The organism is Pseudomonas sp. 203-8 (assembly GCF_020708595.1).
Classification (GTDB): domain Bacteria; phylum Pseudomonadota; class Gammaproteobacteria; order Pseudomonadales; family Pseudomonadaceae; genus Pseudomonas; species Pseudomonas aeruginosa.
The window spans coordinates 25,526-43,500 of sequence record NZ_JAJFDF010000005.1 but is presented as its reverse complement, the minus strand read 5'-3'; the positions used below and the strand labels follow the sequence as shown (position 1 = coordinate 43,500).

The 17,975-nt window shown below is 65.6% G+C and carries 16 protein-coding genes; 11 read left to right on the top strand and 5 right to left on the bottom strand.

Annotated features, from left to right (window positions below):
• Positions 1-177: 177 nt before the first annotated feature.
• Complete coding sequence (gene pctA, locus LJF27_RS12765) at positions 178-2,067, bottom strand: methyl-accepting chemotaxis protein PctA (RefSeq protein ID WP_003148125.1); 1,890 nt, start codon at positions 2,065-2,067, stop codon at positions 178-180.
• 399 nt (positions 2,068-2,466) lie between these two features.
• On the opposite strand from pctA, the gene LJF27_RS12760 reads away from it, so the two are divergent.
• Positions 2,467-3,957, top strand: coding sequence for a helicase HerA-like C-terminal domain-containing protein (locus tag LJF27_RS12760; protein WP_003114975.1), 1,491 nt, complete (start codon positions 2,467-2,469; stop codon positions 3,955-3,957).
• Positions 3,958-4,060: 103 nt separating this feature from the next.
• Here LJF27_RS12760 and pctC read toward each other — a convergent pair whose 3' ends face one another.
• Positions 4,061-5,959, bottom strand: a complete 1,899-nt coding sequence (gene pctC / locus LJF27_RS12755; RefSeq protein ID WP_025921213.1) for a methyl-accepting chemotaxis protein PctC — start codon at positions 5,957-5,959, stop codon at positions 4,061-4,063.
• Positions 5,960-6,148: 189 nt separating this feature from the next.
• Complete coding sequence (gene flp, locus LJF27_RS12750) at positions 6,149-6,367, bottom strand: type 4b pilus Flp major pilin (RefSeq protein WP_023116742.1); 219 nt, start codon at positions 6,365-6,367, stop codon at positions 6,149-6,151.
• Between the two features lie 408 nt (positions 6,368-6,775).
• Between flp and rcpC the strand changes: the two genes are divergently transcribed.
• The 9 genes from rcpC to tadG are packed head-to-tail and all read left to right on the top strand — an operon-like array spanning position 6,776 to position 15,945.
• Positions 6,776-7,687 (top strand): type 4b pilus Flp biogenesis protein RcpC, encoded by a 912-nt coding sequence (gene rcpC, locus LJF27_RS12745; RefSeq protein WP_003107382.1) that lies wholly within the window; start codon positions 6,776-6,778, stop codon positions 7,685-7,687.
• A 13-nt stretch (positions 7,688-7,700) separates the two neighbouring features.
• On the top strand, positions 7,701-8,951 hold the full coding sequence (gene rcpA / locus LJF27_RS12740) for a type 4b pilus Flp secretin RcpA (RefSeq protein ID WP_003120842.1): 1,251 nt from the start codon (positions 7,701-7,703) through the stop codon (positions 8,949-8,951).
• Positions 8,952-8,960: 9 nt separating this feature from the next.
• The gene (gene tadZ, locus LJF27_RS12735; protein ID WP_003093855.1) at positions 8,961-10,145 is read left to right on the top strand and encodes a type 4b pilus Flp biogenesis protein TadZ; all 1,185 of its coding nucleotides are present in this window, start codon (positions 8,961-8,963) and stop codon (positions 10,143-10,145) included.
• On the top strand, positions 10,142-11,407 hold the full coding sequence (gene tadA, locus LJF27_RS12730) for a type 4b pilus Flp biogenesis ATPase TadA (protein ID WP_003103953.1): 1,266 nt from the start codon (positions 10,142-10,144) through the stop codon (positions 11,405-11,407). The genes tadZ and tadA overlap by 4 nt, the downstream gene beginning before the upstream one ends.
• Positions 11,404-12,288: a type 4b pilus Flp biogenesis protein TadB gene (tadB, locus tag LJF27_RS12725; protein ID WP_003114981.1), complete on the top strand. Its 885-nt coding sequence runs from the start codon at positions 11,404-11,406 to the stop codon at positions 12,286-12,288. The genes tadA and tadB overlap by 4 nt, the downstream gene beginning before the upstream one ends.
• 9 nt (positions 12,289-12,297) lie before the next feature.
• Entirely contained in the window at positions 12,298-13,209 is a 912-nt protein-coding gene (tadC, locus tag LJF27_RS12720; RefSeq protein ID WP_003103955.1) for a type 4b pilus Flp biogenesis protein TadC, read from the top strand.
• Positions 13,206-13,943, top strand: coding sequence for a type 4b pilus Flp biogenesis protein TadD (gene tadD, locus LJF27_RS12715; protein ID WP_016562303.1), 738 nt, complete (start codon positions 13,206-13,208; stop codon positions 13,941-13,943). The genes tadC and tadD overlap by 4 nt, the downstream gene beginning before the upstream one ends.
• Positions 13,944-13,965: 22 nt before the next feature.
• Complete coding sequence (locus LJF27_RS12710; RefSeq protein WP_003114983.1) at positions 13,966-14,250, top strand: DUF3613 domain-containing protein; 285 nt, start codon at positions 13,966-13,968, stop codon at positions 14,248-14,250.
• A gap of 24 nt (positions 14,251-14,274) precedes the next feature.
• Positions 14,275-15,945: a type 4b pilus Flp biogenesis protein TadG gene (gene tadG / locus LJF27_RS12705; RefSeq protein ID WP_003162060.1), complete on the top strand. Its 1,671-nt coding sequence runs from the start codon at positions 14,275-14,277 to the stop codon at positions 15,943-15,945.
• A 25-nt stretch (positions 15,946-15,970) separates the two neighbouring features.
• On the opposite strand, the gene pprB is transcribed toward tadG, so the two are convergent.
• Positions 15,971-16,798, bottom strand: coding sequence for a two-component response regulator PprB (pprB, locus tag LJF27_RS12700; RefSeq protein ID WP_003103959.1), 828 nt, complete (start codon positions 16,796-16,798; stop codon positions 15,971-15,973).
• 120 nt (positions 16,799-16,918) lie between these two features.
• Positions 16,919-17,401 carry a type 4b pilus Flp prepilin peptidase gene (gene fppA / locus LJF27_RS12695; protein ID WP_023116741.1) on the bottom strand — a complete coding sequence of 161 codons (483 nt, stop codon included), beginning with the start codon at positions 17,399-17,401 and terminating at the stop codon, positions 16,919-16,921.
• 63 nt (positions 17,402-17,464) lie between these two features.
• Here fppA and LJF27_RS12690 point away from each other — a divergent pair, with 63 nt between their 5' ends.
• Positions 17,465-17,971: a TadE/TadG family type IV pilus assembly protein gene (locus LJF27_RS12690; RefSeq protein WP_003120840.1), complete on the top strand. Its 507-nt coding sequence runs from the start codon at positions 17,465-17,467 to the stop codon at positions 17,969-17,971.
• Positions 17,972-17,975: the final 4 nt, after the last annotated feature.

Sequence of the window (17,975 nt, the reverse complement as noted above, 5' to 3'; positions counted from 1 at the left end):
ACTGCAAGGCTTGCCGTGTCTGTCGGCGGCAAGTCCGGAAGCTTTAGCGCAACGGATGAATGGTTTCACCGAATGCGACCTGGAGAATGAAAAAAAGCGCCCGTGGGCGCTTTTCGTCGGCAGGGCGGATAACCGCATCGCGGTTGTCCGCCGGTTCGGCGACGAGACCGGCCGGTCTCAGATCTTGAAGCTGTCCACCAGTTGGCGCAGGCGCCCGGCCTGGGTTTCCAGCTCGCCACAGGCGCGCAGGGTGGCCTGGAGGTTCTCCACGCCTTCCTGGTTGAGGGTGTTGATCTCGGTGATGTCCATGTTCAGCGAGTCGACCACCGCGGTCTGCTCCTCGGTGGCGGTGGCCACCGACTGGTTCATCCCGTCGATCTCGCCGATCCGCCGGGTCACGCTGCTCAGGCTTTCGCCGGCACGGTTGGCGATCTCCACGCTCTCCAGGCTGTAGCGCTGGCTCTCGGTCATGGTGGCCACCGCCTCGCGGGCGCCGACTTGCAGCTCTTCGATCATCTTCTGGATCTGCTGGGCCGACTCCTGGGCGCGATGGGCCAGGTTGCGCACCTCGTCGGCGACCACTGCGAAGCCGCGTCCGGCCTCGCCGGCGCGCGCGGCTTCGATGGCGGCGTTGAGGGCGAGCAGGTTGGTCTGCTCGGAGATGCCCTTGATCACTTCGAGGATCTGGCCGATGTTCACCGTGCGGCTGTTGAGGGCCTCGATGTTGGCGCAGGAGGCGCTGATCTTCTCGGAAAGCTCGTTCATCGCGCGGATGGTCTGCTCGACCACCTGTTTGCCGTCCTCGGCCTGGTGGTTGGCGTCGGACGCATGGTGCGAGGCATCGGCGGCGTTGCGGGCGATTTCCTGGGCGGCGGCGCCGAGTTCGTTGATCGCCGCGGCGACGCTGTTGGTGCGGTTGGACTGCTCGTCGGAGTTGGCCATCGAAGAGTTCGAGGCGTTCACCACCAGTTGCGAGACGTCGTGCAGTTTGTGCGCGGTCCCGGCGACTTCCCGGATCGAGCGATGGATACGCTCGACGAACTGGTTGAAGGCATCGCCGAGCACTCCGAATTCATCGCGGCTGGTCACGGCGAGGCGCTTGGTCAGGTCGCCCTCGCCCTGGGCGATGTCCTGCATGGCACGGCCCATCAGGTGCAGCGGCTGCATCAGCAGGCGGATCAGCAGGCCGAGCAGGACCAGGATGGCGACGATGGAGATCAGCGCGGCGGCGATGGCCGAGACGCGGAACTTGCTGAGCATGGCGTAGGCCTTGTCCTTGTCGATGGACAGCGCCAGGTACCAGGTCACCGAAGGCAGGCCCTTGATAGGGGTAAAGGCGAGGATGCGGGTATGCCCGTGCAATTCGGCCTCGCTGAAACCGGTGGCGATCTTCGGCGTGTTCTGCGGGTAGACCTCGCTCAGGGTCTTCATCACCTGCTCTTTGTCCGGGTGCACCAGGATCTTGCCGTCGCCGCTGACCAGGAAGGCGTAGCCCATGCCGCTGAAGTCCAGCGAATTGATGATCTGCACCAGGGTCTTCAGGCTGAGGTCGCCGCCTACCACGCCGAGGGTGTTGCCAGCGGCCTTCACCGGTGTCGCCGCGGTGATGATCAATTCCTGGGTGGCGGCGTCGACGTAGGGTTCGGTCAGGGTCAGGCCGCCGGCCGCCACGGCGTCCTTGTACCAGGGCCGGCTGCGCGGATCGTAGCCGGCCGGCATCGGGCTGTCCGGACGCATGGTGAAGACGCCGTCCTGCTGGCCGAGGTAGGTGAAGCTGAAGGTCGAGGTCAGGGCCGGCTGTTCGAGCAGGGCGCTGACGGTTTCCGGGCTGTGGTCGCGGGCCAGGGTCTGGGCGGTCTGCTCGACCAGCAGCAGACGGCCGCCGAGCCAGTTCTGAATGTTGCTGGAAGTCACGTCACCCATTTCCCGCAGGTAGCTTTCGAGGTCCTCGCGGATCGCGTTGCGCTGCAGGTAATCGTTGTAGAGGGTGAACAGTGCGAAAGCGGCGAACACCACGAGGGAGGCCGCGAGGAGGATCTTGTGGCTGAACTTCAGACTTTTGATCATGTTGTATTGCGTCCAGGAGTATGTAGCGCCAGTCTTTGACCAGACCCCTGCGACCGTTCCGCGGGCGCAGGAGCTTTCCGTACGCCTTGCAGCGTCGGGCGGGTCGCGCGGGTGGGTAGTCCGTCGACCCAGGCACGGCCTTGTGCCACGAAGCCACGGTTCCCTGGGTGGCTCCGAAGAATGCGTGATACGGATACGATGGCGATTTTTCCTGTCTCAGCAAGGCCCGAAGGTCTTCGCTGAAGCTGGACGGCCAGATCGGGTCGATGCGCTGGCCCGACGCCCTTCGCGGGAACCCGCGCATATTGGTACGCGGGTTCCGCTGGAAGCCCCGTTGCACAAGGGCTTTCCCTTACTGTCGGCACAGCGTGCCGGAGCTTTAGTCCCGAGGATGAATGGATGTCGCAAGCGAATGAGTTGTTGATCGGCGCTGGCCCCGATGGCCAGCCGGTAGGACAGGCCTGGCGCCTGGCCAACCGTCATGGATTGATCGCCGGCGCCACCGGTACCGGCAAGACGGTGACCTTGCAGCACCTCGCCGAATCCTTCAGCGATGCCGGTGTCGCGGTGTTCGCCGCCGACATCAAGGGCGACCTGTGCGGCATCGCCGCGCCGGGCAACCCGCAGGGCAAGGTCGCCGAACGTATCGCCAGCATGCCGTGGCTGAACTACCAGCCGAAGGCCTACCCGACCACGCTCTGGGACATCGCCGGGAAGACCGGCCACCCGTTGCGCACCACCATCAGCGAGATGGGCCCGCTGCTGCTGGCCAACCTCCTGGAGTTGACCGATAGCCAGCAGGCCGCGCTGTTCGCCGCCTTCCAGGTGGCCGACCGGGAAGGCCTGCTGCTGCTCGACCTGAAGGACCTGAAGGCGCTGCTCAACCATCTGAAGGACAATCCGGAAATCCTTGGCGAGGACCGGGCGCTGTTCACTGGCGCTTCCGGGCAGGCGCTGCTGCGCCGCCTGGCCACTCTGGAGCAGCAGGGCGCCGAGGCCTTCTTCGGCGAGCCTGCCCTGCAACTGGAAGACATCCTCCGCCCCGAGCCGGACGGGCGCGGGCGCATCCACCTGCTCGACGCCAGCCGCCTGGTGCACGAGGCGCCGAAGGTCTACGCGACTTTCCTGCTCTGGCTGTTGGCCGAGCTGTTCGAGCAACTGCCGGAGCGCGGCGATGCCGACAAGCCGGTGCTGGCACTGTTCTTCGACGAGGCCCACTTGCTGTTCAACGGCACGCCGAAAGCCTTGCGCGACCGCCTGGAACAGGTGGTCCGGCTGATCCGCTCGAAAGGCGTCGGGGTGTACTTCGTCACCCAGTCGCCGGGCGACCTGCCGGACGATGTCCTGGCCCAGCTCGGCCTGCGTATCCAGCATGGCCTGCGCGCCTTCACCGCCAAGGAGCAGAAATCGCTGCGCGCGGTGGCCGACGGTTTCCGCCCGAACCCGGCGTTCGACACCCTGGGGGTGCTGACCGAACTGGGTATCGGCGAGGCGTTGGTCGGCACCCTGGAGGAAAAGGGCACGCCGGCCATGGTCCAGCGCGTCGCGGTGGCGCCGCCCTATTCGCGGATCGGCCCGCTGAGCGACAGCGAGCGCGCTGAACTGGTCCAGCGGTCGCCGTTGAAGGGTCGCTACGACCAGCCGATCGATCGCGAGTCGGCCTACGAGGTGCTGGCGAACAAGGCGGGCGCCAAGCCCGAGGTCCAGGGCCAGGCGACTGCTCAGCAGGAAAGCTCGTCCGGCGTCGGCGGCATGGCCGGGCAGATTCTCGGCAGCCTGCTGTCCAATTCGACGGTGAAGAGCGCCATGCGCCAGGCGGCCAACCAGTTGAGCCGGGAGCTGGTGCGTGGCCTGCTCGGCTCGTTGATGGGCGGGAAGAAGCGGCGCTGAGCGCCAGGCCATGAAAAAGGCGCCCGCGGGCGCCTTTTTCATGGGGGCTGGATGATCGCCGGCTAACCGCTTCGCGGTTAGCCGGCCTGTGGGACGGACGGGCTCAGATCTTGAAGCTGTCCACCAGGTGCCGCAGGCGCCCGGCCTGGGTTTCCAGCTCGCCGCAGGCGCGCAGGGTGGCCTGGAGGTTCTCCACGCCTTCCTGGTTGAGGGTGTTGATCTCGGTGATGTCCATGTTCAGCGAGTCGACCACCGCGGTCTGTTCCTCGGTGGCAGTGGCCACCGACTGGTTCATGCTGTCGATCTCGCCGATCCGGCTGGTCACGCTACCCAGGCGTTCGCCGGCACGGTTGGCGATCTCCACGCTCTCCAGGCTGTAACGCTGGCTTTCGGTCATGGTGGCCACCGCCTCGCGGGCGCCGACTTGCAGCTCTTCGATCATCTTCTGGATCTGCTGGGCCGACTCCTGGGCACGGTGGGCCAGGTTGCGCACCTCGTCGGCGACCACCGCGAAGCCGCGTCCGGCCTCGCCGGCGCGCGCGGCTTCGATGGCGGCGTTGAGGGCGAGCAGGTTGGTCTGCTCGGAGATGCCCTTGATCACTTCGAGGATCTGGCCGATGTTCACCGTGCGGCTGTTGAGGGCCTCGATGTTGGCACAGGAGGCGCTGATCTTCTCGGAAAGCTCGTTCATCGCGCGGATGGTCTGCTCGACCACCTGCTTGCCGTCTTCGGCCTGGTGGTTGGCGTCGGAGGCGTGGTGCGAGGCATCGGCGGCGTTGCGGGCGATTTCCTGGGCGGCGGCGCCGAGTTCGTTGATCGCTGCTGCGACGCTGTTGGTGCGGTTGGACTGCTCGTCGGAGTTGGCCATCGAGGAGTTCGAGGCGTTCACCACCAGTTGCGCCACATCGTGCAGTTGGCGAGCGGTCCCGGCGACCTCGCGGATCGATTCGTGGATACGCTCGACGAAGCGGTTGAAGGCATTGGCCAACGTACCGAATTCATCGTTGCTGGTGACCTTCAGGCGCTTGGTCAGGTCGCCTTCGCCCTGGGCGATGTCCTGCATGGCGCGGCCCATGTCGGTGAGCGGTTGCATCAGTACGCGGATCAGCATGCCGAGGAGAAGCATGATGCCGACCACCGCGATTAGCGTGGCGACGATCGCCGAAGTGCGGAATTCGCTGAGCATCGAATAGGCGGTGTCGCGGTCGAGGACCAGGGCGACGTACCAGGTCACGCCGGGCAGTCCCTTCACCGGGGTGAAGGAAACGAACTGGCTGCGACCGTCGAGTTCCACCTCGTGGACCCCGGGGACGATGTTCGGTGCGCCTTTGGGATAGACTTCGGCGAGGGTCTTCAGGACCAGCCCGGAGTCGGGGTGGAGGAGGATCTTGCCGGCGTCGCTGACCAGGAAGGCGTAGCCGGCACCGTCGAACTTCAGGGAATTGAGGATCGCGGTCAGGGTCTCCAGCTTCATGTCGCCGGCGGCGACGCCCAGCAGTTGACCGGCGTGCCGCACCGGCAGCGACATGGCGAGGATCTGCTCGCCGGTGCCGGCATCGACGAAAGGTTCGGTGACGATCAGCCGGTCGGCCGCCAGCGCGTCCTTGTACCAGGCGCGGGTACGTGGGTCGTAACCTTCCGGCATGGCGTCGTAGGGGCGCATGGTGAAGGTGCCGCTGGCCGCCTCGCCAAGATAGACCGACGCGAAATTGCGGCTGAAGACGGGCTGTTCCAGTTGCCTTGCGATATTCGCCTCGTCGGGCTGGTCGAGCAGCGCCAGTTGCGAGGCCAGGCCTTCCACCAGGTGCATGCGGCCTTCCAGCCAGCTCTGGATGTTGCTGGCGGTCAGGGTGCCGATTTCCCCGAGGTAGTTTTCCGTGTCCGTGCGCACGGCCTCGCGCTGTCGGTAATCGTTGTAGAGGATGAAGCAGCTGAAGGCGAAAACTACCACCAGCGCGGCGGCGAGAAGGATTTTCTTGGCAAACGACAGCGAGCGAAGCATGAGCGATGCGTCCTGGCAAAAGCCTCAAGAAGGGCGGGGAGCCCAGGCCACCAGGTAGGGAGCTTGCGGGGGAAAGCCATGATCCAGCGCCTGAACGGCAGGCTTTGTAGCACAGTGCCATTACAAAGGCAAAATAGTGGCGCCATGAAAATGGCGCCACTATGGGAAGCGACCGGGAAAGCGCTCGCGTCAGTTCGCTGTCGGAGACAGCCCGCCGACTTTTTCGCCGACTCCGTCGAAGAAGGCTTTCAGCCCGCCGACGATACCACTGTCCGTGGGACTCAATACGGCAATCAGAGCCACCGCGATCAAACCTGCGATAACCGCGTATTCGATGGCATTTGCCCCTTCTTCGTCCGCCAGGAATGCGCGAAGTTTGCAATACACGAGCAGAGTCAGGTTCTTCATTCTTGTTTGCTCCTCGAACGCGGCAATCACCGAGACAGAGCCCTGCCTCCACGCTGAGGCTAGGCCGATGATGGCGTTTTGCAACAACTAAATGGCATTAGTAGGAGTGGATTAGTCGCAAGGTTATATGGCGAGTTACAAGGCTTGGACTACATCTAATGACAAATTGACATTGATTATCCCAAGTCTAGATTCAGGCCTATCGCCGCATGGTCGAAGTTATGAACTTTGGTTCTTGAATAACGACTGTCTCCAGTCGATAACCCAATGTACCTGCCATGGAAAGCCAGTCCCGGAGTATGGCCATGACACGGACAGCAAGACGCCACTTTTTCTTTTTCGTTCATCGGCGATCGCCGGTGATTTTCCGTTCATCGACCTGTCCGGACGCATAGCAGGGGTCTGCCCATGAATAGCAAGGTGCTGATGGCCCTGGCCGGCCTGCTGCTGCTCGGTGCGGTGTTGCTCGGATACCTCGGCGTATCCATCGGCCGCGCGCCATCGAACGCGCACGCTCCATCCGTGGCGCCGGCTTCGGCGACGGTGGACGCTTCGCTGGAAAAGCTCGAACGCAAGCCGGTGCTGGTGGCCAGTCGCGATCTCCCGGCGCTGGCGGTGATCGGCAAGGACGACCTGAGCGTCGAGCTGTTGCGGACCGCACCGGTCGGTAGCTACGACAGGCCCGAGGCGTTGCTCGGCAAGCGGGTCTGGGTCGCGGTGCCGGCCGGCAGCATTCTTTCCGCCGCGACCCTCGAACCCGGCGGTCCGCTGGCCCGGACCATCCGTCCGGACGAGCGGGCGATGGCGATTGCTGTGGACGAAGTGGTCGGCGGCGGCGGCTTCGTCCTGCCCGGCGACTATGTCGACGTGATGCTCTTCGTGCGTGACGAGCGGGACGGCGAATCGACCCCGCTGGCGCAACTGGTGTTGCCCGGCGTCCGGGTACTGACCTACGGCGAGCGGATCGCCGTGGGCAGCGATGGACAGGACCGCTCGAACCAGGAAAAGGACCCGCGTCCGCCGCGTACCGCGGTGCTGGCGGTACCGGAGGACGGCGTGGCGCGGCTGATGCTGGCGAGCCAGGCCGGTTCGCTGCGCCTGGCCATCCGCAGCAAGGACGAAGAACTCTACCGCAGGGAGCAGGAAGGCGCGCTACTGCAAGCGTCGCTGGGCGCGCCGAGCGCGGCGCTGAGTCTCGACCAACTGCTGGAGCGCCGCAAACCGACGGCGCCGAGCGTGCGCAGCGCGGCTCCGCGCGTGCCGGTGGCCAACGGGGTCACGGTCTACCGTGGCAGCGCCATGACCCATGAAGTGCCTTGAGGGGAGCCGGCATATGCATCGGAGCACCGGGATAGGCGTGTCGCGCTGGCTGGGAGGGCTGCTGGGGGTGGCGTTGGCGCTGCCGGCACTGGCTTTGCCGCAGGGCTGCATCGAGTTGCTGGCGCAGGCGCCGCGGGTCGACGTCGTCCAGGGACAACAGCGTGACCTGCGCCTGGCGGTGCCGATCGAACGGCTGGCCATCGGCGATCCGAAGATCGCCGACGTACAGTTGCTGGATCGTCGCGGCTTCCTGGTCACCGGCAAGGAACAGGGCTCCACCAGCCTGCTGATCTGGACCGGCTGCAGTCCCGAGCCGTTGCGCAGCCTGGTGGAGGTCGAGGGACGCGGTAGCGTCGATACCCGCGGTGCTCCAGCGTTCACCGTCGGCGCCGTGGAGGAGCTGCCGAACCAGGTGCAGACCGATATCCGCTTCGTCGAGGTCAGCCGCAGCAAGCTGAAGCAGGCCAGCACCTCGTTCGTCCGCCGCGGCGGCAACCTCTGGGTGCTCGGTGCGCCGGGCAGCCTCGGCGATATCAAGGTCAATGCCGACGGCAGCGGCCTGGGCGGCACCTTCGGCACCGGCAGCTCGGGATTCAACCTGATCTTCGGCGGCGGCAAGTGGTTGAGCTTCATGAATGCCCTGGAGGGCAGCGGCTTCGCCTATACCCTGGCGCGCCCGAGCCTGGTGGCGATGAGCGGGCAGAGCGCGTCGTTCCTCGCCGGCGGCGAGTTTCCGATCCCGGTGCCGAACGGCACCAACGACAACGTCACCATCGAATACAAGGAGTTCGGCATCCGCCTGACCCTCACCCCGACGGTGATGAACAACCGCCGCATTGCTCTCAAGGTGGCGCCGGAGGTCAGCGAACTGGACTACAGCGCCGGCATCCAGAGCGGCGGGGTGGCGGTGCCGGCGCTGCGCGTCCGGCGCACCGACACCAGCGTGATGCTGGCCGACGGCGAGAGTTTCGTGATCAGCGGGCTGACCAGCAGCAACTCGGTGAGCAACGTCGACAAGTTTCCCTGGCTGGGCGACATCCCGATCCTCGGTGCGTTCTTCCGCTCGACCAAGCTGGACAAGGACGACCGCGAGCTGCTGATGATCGTCACCCCGCACCTGGTCCAGCCGCTGGCCGCCGACGCACAGTTGCCGGACCTGCCCGGCGAGGGCCTGCGGCACTACGATCCGGGGTTCTCGCGCCTGTACTTCCTCGAGCGCGGCGAGTACGACGGCCAGCAGAACGACACCGGTCTGTCGGATTAGGAGGCGCGCATGAACCAGAACTTCGTGGCGCTGACCCAGCATCCCGGCGAACTCGACTGGTTGCAGAACAGCCTGGCGTCCGCCGGCCAGGTGGTTCCGGCAGGCAGCGCCAGCCTGGAGGAGCTGCTGGCGCTGCTCGACGTCACCGCCGCCGGGGTGCTGTTCATCAGCCTCGGCAAAAGCAACCTGGTGTCCCAGGGTGCGCTGGTCGAGGGATTGGTATCGGCGCGGCCGATGCTCTCGGTGGTGGCCATCGGCGACGGCCTGGACAACCAGTTGGTGCTGGCGGCGATGCGCGCCGGCGCGCGCGACTTCATCACCTACGGCGCCCGCGCCAGCGAGCTGACCGGGCTGATCCGGCGCCTCGGCGGACGCCTGCCCAGCGTGCCGGTGAGCGCGGCGCGCCAGGGCGAGCTGCTGACCCTGGTCAGCGCCCGACCGGACGCCGACGGCGCCTTCGTCGCCTTGCACCTGGCCAAGGCGTTGCAGGAGCAGACGCCGAACCAGGTCCTGCTGCTGGACGTCGGCCAGCCCACCGGCGAGGCGCTGGCGATCCTCGGCCTGGACTCGGCCTTCACCTTCAGCGATGCCTTGCGCAACCTGCGGCGCCTCGACCAGACCCTGATCGACAGCGCCTTCACCCGCCTCGACAGCGGCCTGCGGATACTCAGTCTGACCGACGAGCCCGGCGTGCTGGAGCGAGTCACCACCGCCGAACTCTATCTGTTGCTGGGCAACCTGCGCGGGGCGTTCAGCCATGTGGTGGTCAACCTCACCGGGCTGCCCGAGGGCGAGCTGAGCAACCAGTTGCTGGTGCAGGCCAACCGCGTGCTGTGGATGGTCGACCAGAGCGTGCCGTCCTGCAAGAAGGGCCTGGAGCGCCTGCGCCGCCTGCGCGAGCGCAACCTGCCGTTGCCCTCCATCGAGTTGCTGATCGAGCGCTACCTGCCCAATGTGGCGCCGGACCAGCAGGCCCTAAGCCGGATGTTCGACCTCGATCTGTTCGGTGTCCTGCCGTTGTCCCCGGAATCGCGCCTGCGCGCGAAGAACCTCGGCAAGAGCCTGTTCGAGGTGGCGCCGCGCGACCCATTGGCGGCCAAGCTGCGGCAACTGGCGGACAGCCTGTGCGTGACACGCGGCGAGCGCCGTTCGCTGCTGTCCTGGCTCGGCCGGGCCAAGGCGGCGCTGCTATGAGCACGGGATTCGGCGCGCGTCCTGACGGCGGTGCCTTCCACTCCCGCCAGGAGCAGGACATCCAGGCGCTGAAGCTGCGCCTGCACCGCTACATCATCGACGAGATCGACGAAGACGGCATGAACCTGCTGGAGGGCGCGCGCTCCGCCGTGGTCCAGTACGTCTCGGAAAAGGTCTGCGAATACGGCTCGCGCCATCAACTGGCGATCTCCCGCTACGAACTGGACCGCCTGGCCGAAGAGGTGGTCGACGAACTCACCGGCTTCGGCCCGCTGGAGATCCTCCTGCGCGATCCCGGCGTCTCGGAAATCCTCGTCAACGGGCCGGGCCGGGTGTTCGTCGAGCGGGAAGGGCGGCTCTACCAGAGCGACCTGCGCTTCATCGACGACCACCATGTGCTGCGGGTGATCCAGCGTATCCTCGCGCCCCTCGGCCGACGCCTGGACGAGTCCAGCCCGATGGTCGACGCGCGCCTGCCGGACGGCAGCCGGGTCAACGCGATCATTCCCCCGGTGGCGCTGGACGGGCCGTGCATCTCGATCCGCAAGTTCAGCCAGGAGCTGCTGCGCAGTGCCGACCTGCTGGCCTACCAGAGCGTCGACGAAGCCTTGCTCGAGTTCCTCCGCCAGGCGGTCTCGCGCCGCTGCAACATCCTCATCAGTGGCGGCACCGGCACCGGCAAGACCACCTTGCTCAACGTCATCAGCGGCTTCATCGACGAACGCGAGCGGATCGTCACCATCGAGGACACCGCCGAGCTGCAACTCGGCCACGACCACGTGGTGCGCCTGGAGACCCGTCCGCCGAACGCCGAGGGCTACGGCGAGGTGACCGCCCGCGACCTGATCCGCAACGCCCTGCGGATGCGCCCGGACCGGATCATCCTCGGCGAGATCCGCGGCGTCGAGGTGCTCGACGTGCTGCAGGCGATGAACACCGGCCACGACGGCTCGATGAGCACGGTGCACGCCAACTCGGCGATGGATTCGCTGCTGCGCATGGAGATGCTGGTCGGCCTGACCGGCAACAGGCTGCCGGAGCAGACCTTGCGCCTGATGATCTGCGCCGCGCTGGACGTGGTGGTGCAGATCACCCGCCTGGCCAGCGGTCGGCGTTGCATCAGCGAAGTGCTGGAGGTGCTGGAGGTGCGCGACGGCGTGTACGTCACCAATACCCTGTTCAGTCTCGACCGGCGCGGTAGCGGGCAGTTCGTCCGCCAGGCCGCGCCGGTCGGGCAGAAATTCCGCCAGGCGCTGCTGTGAACGGCGCGCAACTGCTGGTGCTGTTCAGCGGCGTGCTGGCTTTCGCCGCGCTGGCCCTGGCGTTCATGGGCTGGCGCGCCGGGCGCAACGAACTGGTGGTTGAACGGCTGCTGGGACGCCAGGAGGCGGTCGCGGTGCGGCCGCGCAGCAGTCACTGGCTGGCTCGCCAGATGCGTCGCGCCGGTATCCAGCGCCCGCGCCCGTGGTTGTTCGGGGCGGCAGTGCTCGCGCTGCTGCTGGTCTGGAGCGGATTGGGCCTGTTCGGCACCATCGGCGCGCTAGGCGGCCTGCTACTGGCGGCGCTGTCCTGCCGCGTCGCCCTGGGCATGCTCTACCAGCGCCGCCTGAAGCGAATGATCCGGCAGATGCCGCGTTTCCTCGACCAGGTAGTGCGCAGCCTGCACGCCGGGCGCACGCTGGGCGACGCGCTGATGCAGGCAGTGGAGAATGCCGAGGAGCCGCTGCGCGACATCTTCACCCTGGCGCGCAACCACGTGCTTCTCGGCATCCACCTGCCGGAGGCGTTGCAGGAAGTCGCCGAACTCTACGAGGTTGAGGAGCTGCGCATCCTCGCCCTGGGCGTCTCGGTCAACCACCGTTATGGCGGCAATACCAGCGACCTGCTGGACAGCATCGTCAAGCTCATCCACGAGCGCGAGAAGCTCAGCCGGCAGTTGCACGCGATGACCGGCGAGACACGGATCAGCGCCTATGTCCTGGCCGGCGTGCCGAGCGCCCTGGGCGGCTACATCCTGGCGAGCAACCCGGGCTATCTGCTGAACATGTGGGCCGACGGCACCGGGCGTTTCCTGCTCCTGGCCTCGCTCGGGCTGCAACTGCTCGGCTGCTATGCGCTGTGGCGCATGCTCAAGAGCGTCTAGGAGGTGGCCATGCAGGCACAGTGGCTGATTTTCGCGGCGCTCCTGATGGCGGTCGGCGGTGCCTTGTTGCTGTTGCTCCAGGCGCGCAACGGCAGCCGCGAGCAGCGCCTGATCGAGAGGCGCCTGGGAGCGCTGGCCAACCCTGGCGGCTCGACCAGGTGGCTGGCCGGCATGACCGAGCGGATGGACGACAGCTTCTGGGTGCGGCGCCTGCAACTGATGGACAGCGAGGCCCGCCAGTTGCTGCAACAGGCCGGCTGGCACGAGAGTCGCTACCGGACCCTGTACCTGATCTCGGTGTTCCTCACGCCGCTGCTGTTCGTTCTCCTGGTCTTGCTGGTCAAGCTGCTGCGCGCCGAGAGCGAGGCGTCCTACGCGGTGCCGCTGCTGTTCGCCGCCGGCATCGGTTTCCTCCTGCCCAAGCAGGTGCTCAAGCACTTCGCCAAGGCGCGCCGGGCGCTGATCGCCGACGAGATGATCCTGTTCGTGCAACTGATCCGCATCCTCTTCGACGCCGGCCTGACCGTGGAGCAGACGCTGCGCGTGGTCTGCCTGGAAGGCCGCGGGATCACCCCGCAACTGGCCCGCGAGCTGGACCTGGCGCTGACCCGTGCCGACAACGGCATCGACCTGGCGGAAGAGCTGGAGGCGCTTGCCCGGCGCCTGCAGGTGGACCCGCTGAACGACTGCTGCGGCGTGCTACGGCAGATGTTGCGCCAGGGCGGCAGTGCGCGCAGCACCCTGCTGACGCTCAAGCAACTGTTCGAAGACCGGCGCCTGACCACCTTGCAGGAACGCATCGGCAAGCTGTCGGCGAAGATGAGCCTGGTGATGATGGTGCTGCTGTTCCCGGCGCTGCTGATCGTCCTCGCCGGTCCGGGCGTCATTGCCATCACCAAGGCCTTGGGAGGACTGGGATGAAAGCACTGATCGGCATCGGCCTGTGCGCCGCCCTGCTCGGCGGTTGCGCCGCGCTGCCGGGGCGGGACGGCCCACGGGAGTGTTCGCAGCAGCTCGGCCAGGAGCAGGAACTGCAGATGAACATGGTCCGCGACATGATCCGCGAGGGCCGCCTGCATGCGGCCCTGGCCAACCTGGAAAGCATGCCGCCGGGGTTGCTCGACGTGCGCGAGGAAAGGGCGCTGATCCTGCGCCGGATCGGCGACCCGCGGGCCAGGGCCGAGTACCAGGCCCTGCTGGAAACCTGCAAGGCACCCGAGGCGCACCACGGCCTCGGCCTGCTCGCCCTGCGCAATGGCGACAGCGCCCGGGCGGTCCTCGAGCTGCGCGAGGCGGCGCGCCTGCGGCCGACCGAGAGCCGCTTCCGCAACGACCTGGGGGTCGCCCTGCTCAAGCGCGGCGACCGTGTCGGCGCGCGCTTCGAATTCATCACTGCGCTGGAGTTGCAGCAGGGTGGCAAGCTGCCGGCGACCAACCTGCTCGGCCTGCTGTACCTGCAAGGCGACCGGGAAGATGCGCAGCGCCTGATCGAGCGTTTGCAGCTGAATGCCCGGGACATCCGCGCGGCCGAGGCGCGGGCGCGCAGCTGGGGTGCCGTACCGACACCCGGCGCGGCGCCGGCAAGCGACGACCCGCTGGCGGAACTGCCGGCGGAGGCGAATATGCATACCGCGATGGCCAACGAGGCGCCCTGAGCCGGCGCCGGAGAGGTGAACCATGCACGAGCGAATCCTGTTCGGCGTCTTGCTGCTCCTGTCCGGCACGGCCTGGGCCGCGGACACGCCGGCGGTCCGTCCTGCCGCGCCAGCGACGGCCGAACCGCAGACCGCCACCCGCGCCTGGCTGGCCATCCAGGCGAGCGGCCGGGCCGCCAGCCCGGTTCGGCAAAGCGCGACCGCCGCCGAGCGCCAGCGTGCCTACCAGCGCTACCTGAAAAGCTATGAGCACGAGATTCCCGAGTACCTGCTGGAAGATCGCGGCTTCGGCGAGAGCAAGAACTGACGGTTCCTGGCGGAGGGGCAGGGCATGAACGGATGGCCTGCAAGACAGCGCGGGGCGATCGGCATCCTGGCGGCGACCACCCTGCTGCTGGCCTTGATCTGCCTGTTGCTGGTGGTGGATACCGGGCGGCTCTACCTGGAGCAGCGCAACCTGCAGCGAGTGGCGGACGTGGCGGCGCTGGAGAGTGCCTCCCAGGGAGCCTTGTGCGGCGACCAGAGTTCTGCCCAGGCGACGTCTTTCGCCAAGGCCAGCGCGATGCTCAACGGGTTCGATGCGGACGCCGCCGGCTCCAGCCTGTCGGCGGAAGTCGGCGGCGTGCTGAGTGCCGGCGGCCTGCGCAGTTTCATAGCCAGCGCGTCGAACGCGGCTGCCGCCAACGAGGCGGTGCATGTCGAGGTGACCAAGAGCGTTCCCGGCAGCCTGGTCGCCAACCTCGGGGGACTGTTCGGCGGCGGCAATGCCAACGTCGATCTCCGCGCAGAGGCCGTGGCGCGACGCCTGCCGAACGCCACGATTTCCGCAGGCACGGGGCTGGCGAGCGTGAACAGTGGCCAATCGGCGTTGCTCAACCCCATCCTGAGCGGATTGCTGGGCACCCAGATCGATCTCTCCGCGGCGGCCTACAACGGTATCGCCGACGCGAAGCTCAGTGTGCTGGACATTCTCGGCGCGGATGGAATGGGCTTGATCGGGGTCGATACCAGCCTGGGGACCATCGAACAGTTGTTGAATACCAACGTCGGCTTGCAGCAGGTACTCGCCGCCAGCGTGAACGTCCTGGCGAAGAACGGCGTAGCCTCGGTCGAGGCCCTGAGAACGCAATTGGTGGGGGTAAAGTCGGCCACGTTGAAACTGGGAGACCTGCTGGGGCTGAGCGCCGGCGAGGTGAACAGCATGTCGCAGCTGGATACGGCGATCAATGCGCTGGATCTCATCATGGCGGTTGCCCAGGTCGCCAACAAGAATTCCGCGGTCGCCGTGAACCTGGGTATCCCTGGATTGGCCAATGCACGGCTCACGGTCGTAGAGCCGAAGAGGATCGTCTCCGGGCCGCCAGGGCAGGATGAGAGCGGTGCCTGGCGCACGGAGGTGCGCCAGTCCCAGGTACGACTTACGGCGGACATCGATTCCGGGTTCCTGTCCATTCTCGCCACCACGAAACTGCAACTGGCCATCGAAGGCGCGTCGGGAGCCGTCTGGCTGAAAAGCATGGCCTGTACCCGCCCGGATACCGCGTTGGACTTCGGTTGGAGAAGCAGCGGAGCGACGATAAAGATCGGCAGTCCGGCCAACATCGATCAGGTCGGCTCGATTCTGGTGCTTGGCGGCTTGGTGCGATTGGATCTCAAGCTCGATACCTCGATCGCCGGCAGCTCGGGCGATACGCGATTCAACGTGAAAGCCGACGGTTCCGATCTCGTCCAGAGCCGCAGGTTGCCGGAAAGCGGCTTTCTCGCCAGTACCCTGAAAACCAGCATCAACGTCAATCCCGTGGTGCTCGGACTGTGCTTGCCTTTGCTGTGCGGCTCGACGGCGCTCACCGACCTCATCGTGAATTCCGTGGTGGCACCTCTGGTCGATGGGCTGCTGACGCCGATCCTGAATCTGGTCCTGCCCTTGCTGGGGGTACAACTTGGATACATCGACGCGGAGATTCTGAAGGTCGATGTCGGCAGGGCGGAACTGCTGATCTAGCAGGCCCGCCGGGCCATCGCGCCTGTCAGTGCACCACCGCTCCGCTGCCCTGCTGCATCGCCGCAGGCGACAGGGCCAGCGCCAGCTGTGTGCGGTTGTGCATATGCATCAGGCGCAGCACCTGGGAGACGTACAGCTTCACCGTGTTCTCGGTGATGCCCAGCTCGTAGGCTATCTGGTAGTTGGTCAGGCCCTTGCTCACCAGCCGCGCCACCGCCTGCTGGCGGGGCGACAGCTTGCCGAACAGCGGATTGCTCGGGGACACCTGGCTTTCCGCGACCGACGCCGGCGGCGCGGACGGCTGGCTGTCTTCGCTCTTGAGGGCACTCGGCTGGCTGTTGCCGTGTACCTCGTACTTGATCTTGTGGATGTCGCGGTAGATCGAGTTCAGCGATTCGGCGAGGTATTCCAGGCGCTGGTTGACGTGGCTCAGGCTCAACTGGCTGCGGACGCGCTCGTGCAGGCGGTTCTCCAGGCGTTCGAGGCCATGCAGCAGTTCCTGCGGCGCCACCGGTTTCTGGTAGTAGTCGGCGGCGCCGACCCGCATGGCCTCGATCACTTCCTGGCGGCCATCGTGACCGGTGAGGATGATCGATTCGAAGAACCTGCCGTTGCCGGCGACTTCCTTGAGGCTCTCGATCAGGCGGATACCGTTGTCCTGCCCCAGGTAGAGGTCGCAGATGACCAGGCCGATGTTCGGGTCGGCCTGGAAGCTGGCGATCGCCGACTCTCGGTGGGTGCTGGTTACGCAACGGTAGCCACTGTTTTCCAGCAGTTCGCGGAGTTCCGAGGTCACCTGGGGTTCATCATCGATGATCAAGACGCTGAAATGCCGCGAGGCCGGTTTGTCCATGGTCATACGCTCCATTTGCTTATTTTGTTTTTAACAGGGGACGTGCATTGGAATGCAGCCATACCGAATGGTATTAGCCATAAGCATATAGTCGCTAAGTGAGGTCTTCCGCAAGTTTACTCAGATAATTTTACTGATAATCAGATGTGCCAAAAGGCCGGCGCTCATGGCGAATATAAAAGGGAATGACTTGTTTTTTGACGGTGCCCTTCGAAGGCGAACTTCTTCATCCATTGCGGACTTTTCTACCGAACGTTTGAATAACTTTACGAGGATGAATAGCGCGATGCACAGCAGGCAGCCGAAGGCCAGGCTATAGAGCACCGTAAGTGGGTCGCTGGCCAGCCCCAGTGCGGCCAGGTACTTGACGTCGGCAGCGCCGAGCCTGCCGAGAAGGTAGCCGGGAAGGCTGAGGCAGACGCCTATAAAAAGTGCGGTCATTGCCATATTAACCGTAGCACCGGTCAGGCTTGACTCTTTCACATATAAATAAACAAAGGAAATAAGAAATCCGCCCAGGATAAGCCAGTTGGAGACGCGCAAACGTTTGATGTCCTGATATCCGCAAACGCTTGCCCACAAGGCCAGTGCTAATTGCTCCATCCTGTTCTTCAGCCTTTTTTCGACATCTGGATTAATACCTTTTCAGTAACGTTGGCGGAGCGAATGACGACTAGTATTAAGGATGCGGATCGGGGATGTCAGCTCATGCTCGGAAAAGCTTCCCGGCGACGCCAGCACGGCGCCGTCGCCATCGAATTCACAGCGATCTTCCTGCTGTTTTTCGCGCTGGTCTACGGTCTGATCAGCTACAGCATTCCTTTGCTCATGTTGCAGTCGTTCAACGATGCCGCTGCCGTGGGGGCCCGTGCGGCGATCGCTGTCGATCCCTCCGATGCGGGCTACGAGAGCCTCGCCGAAGCCCGTGCCAGGGACGAGTTGCTCGCGCGCCTGGACTGGATGCCGGCGGCCTGGCGGGCGAACCTCCAGCCCTGTGCCGGCAATGGCCAGTACGCCGACTACGTCAGCGCCACGTCGCGGATCGAGGTCTGCGTGCAGTACCCGTACGGCGATCCGGGCAAGGCGATCATCCCCGTGCTGAGCTTCCCCGGCATCGGCGCGATTCCCAACCTGCCGCAGACGCTGAAGGCGAGTGCCAACCTGTTGCTGTGAGGTG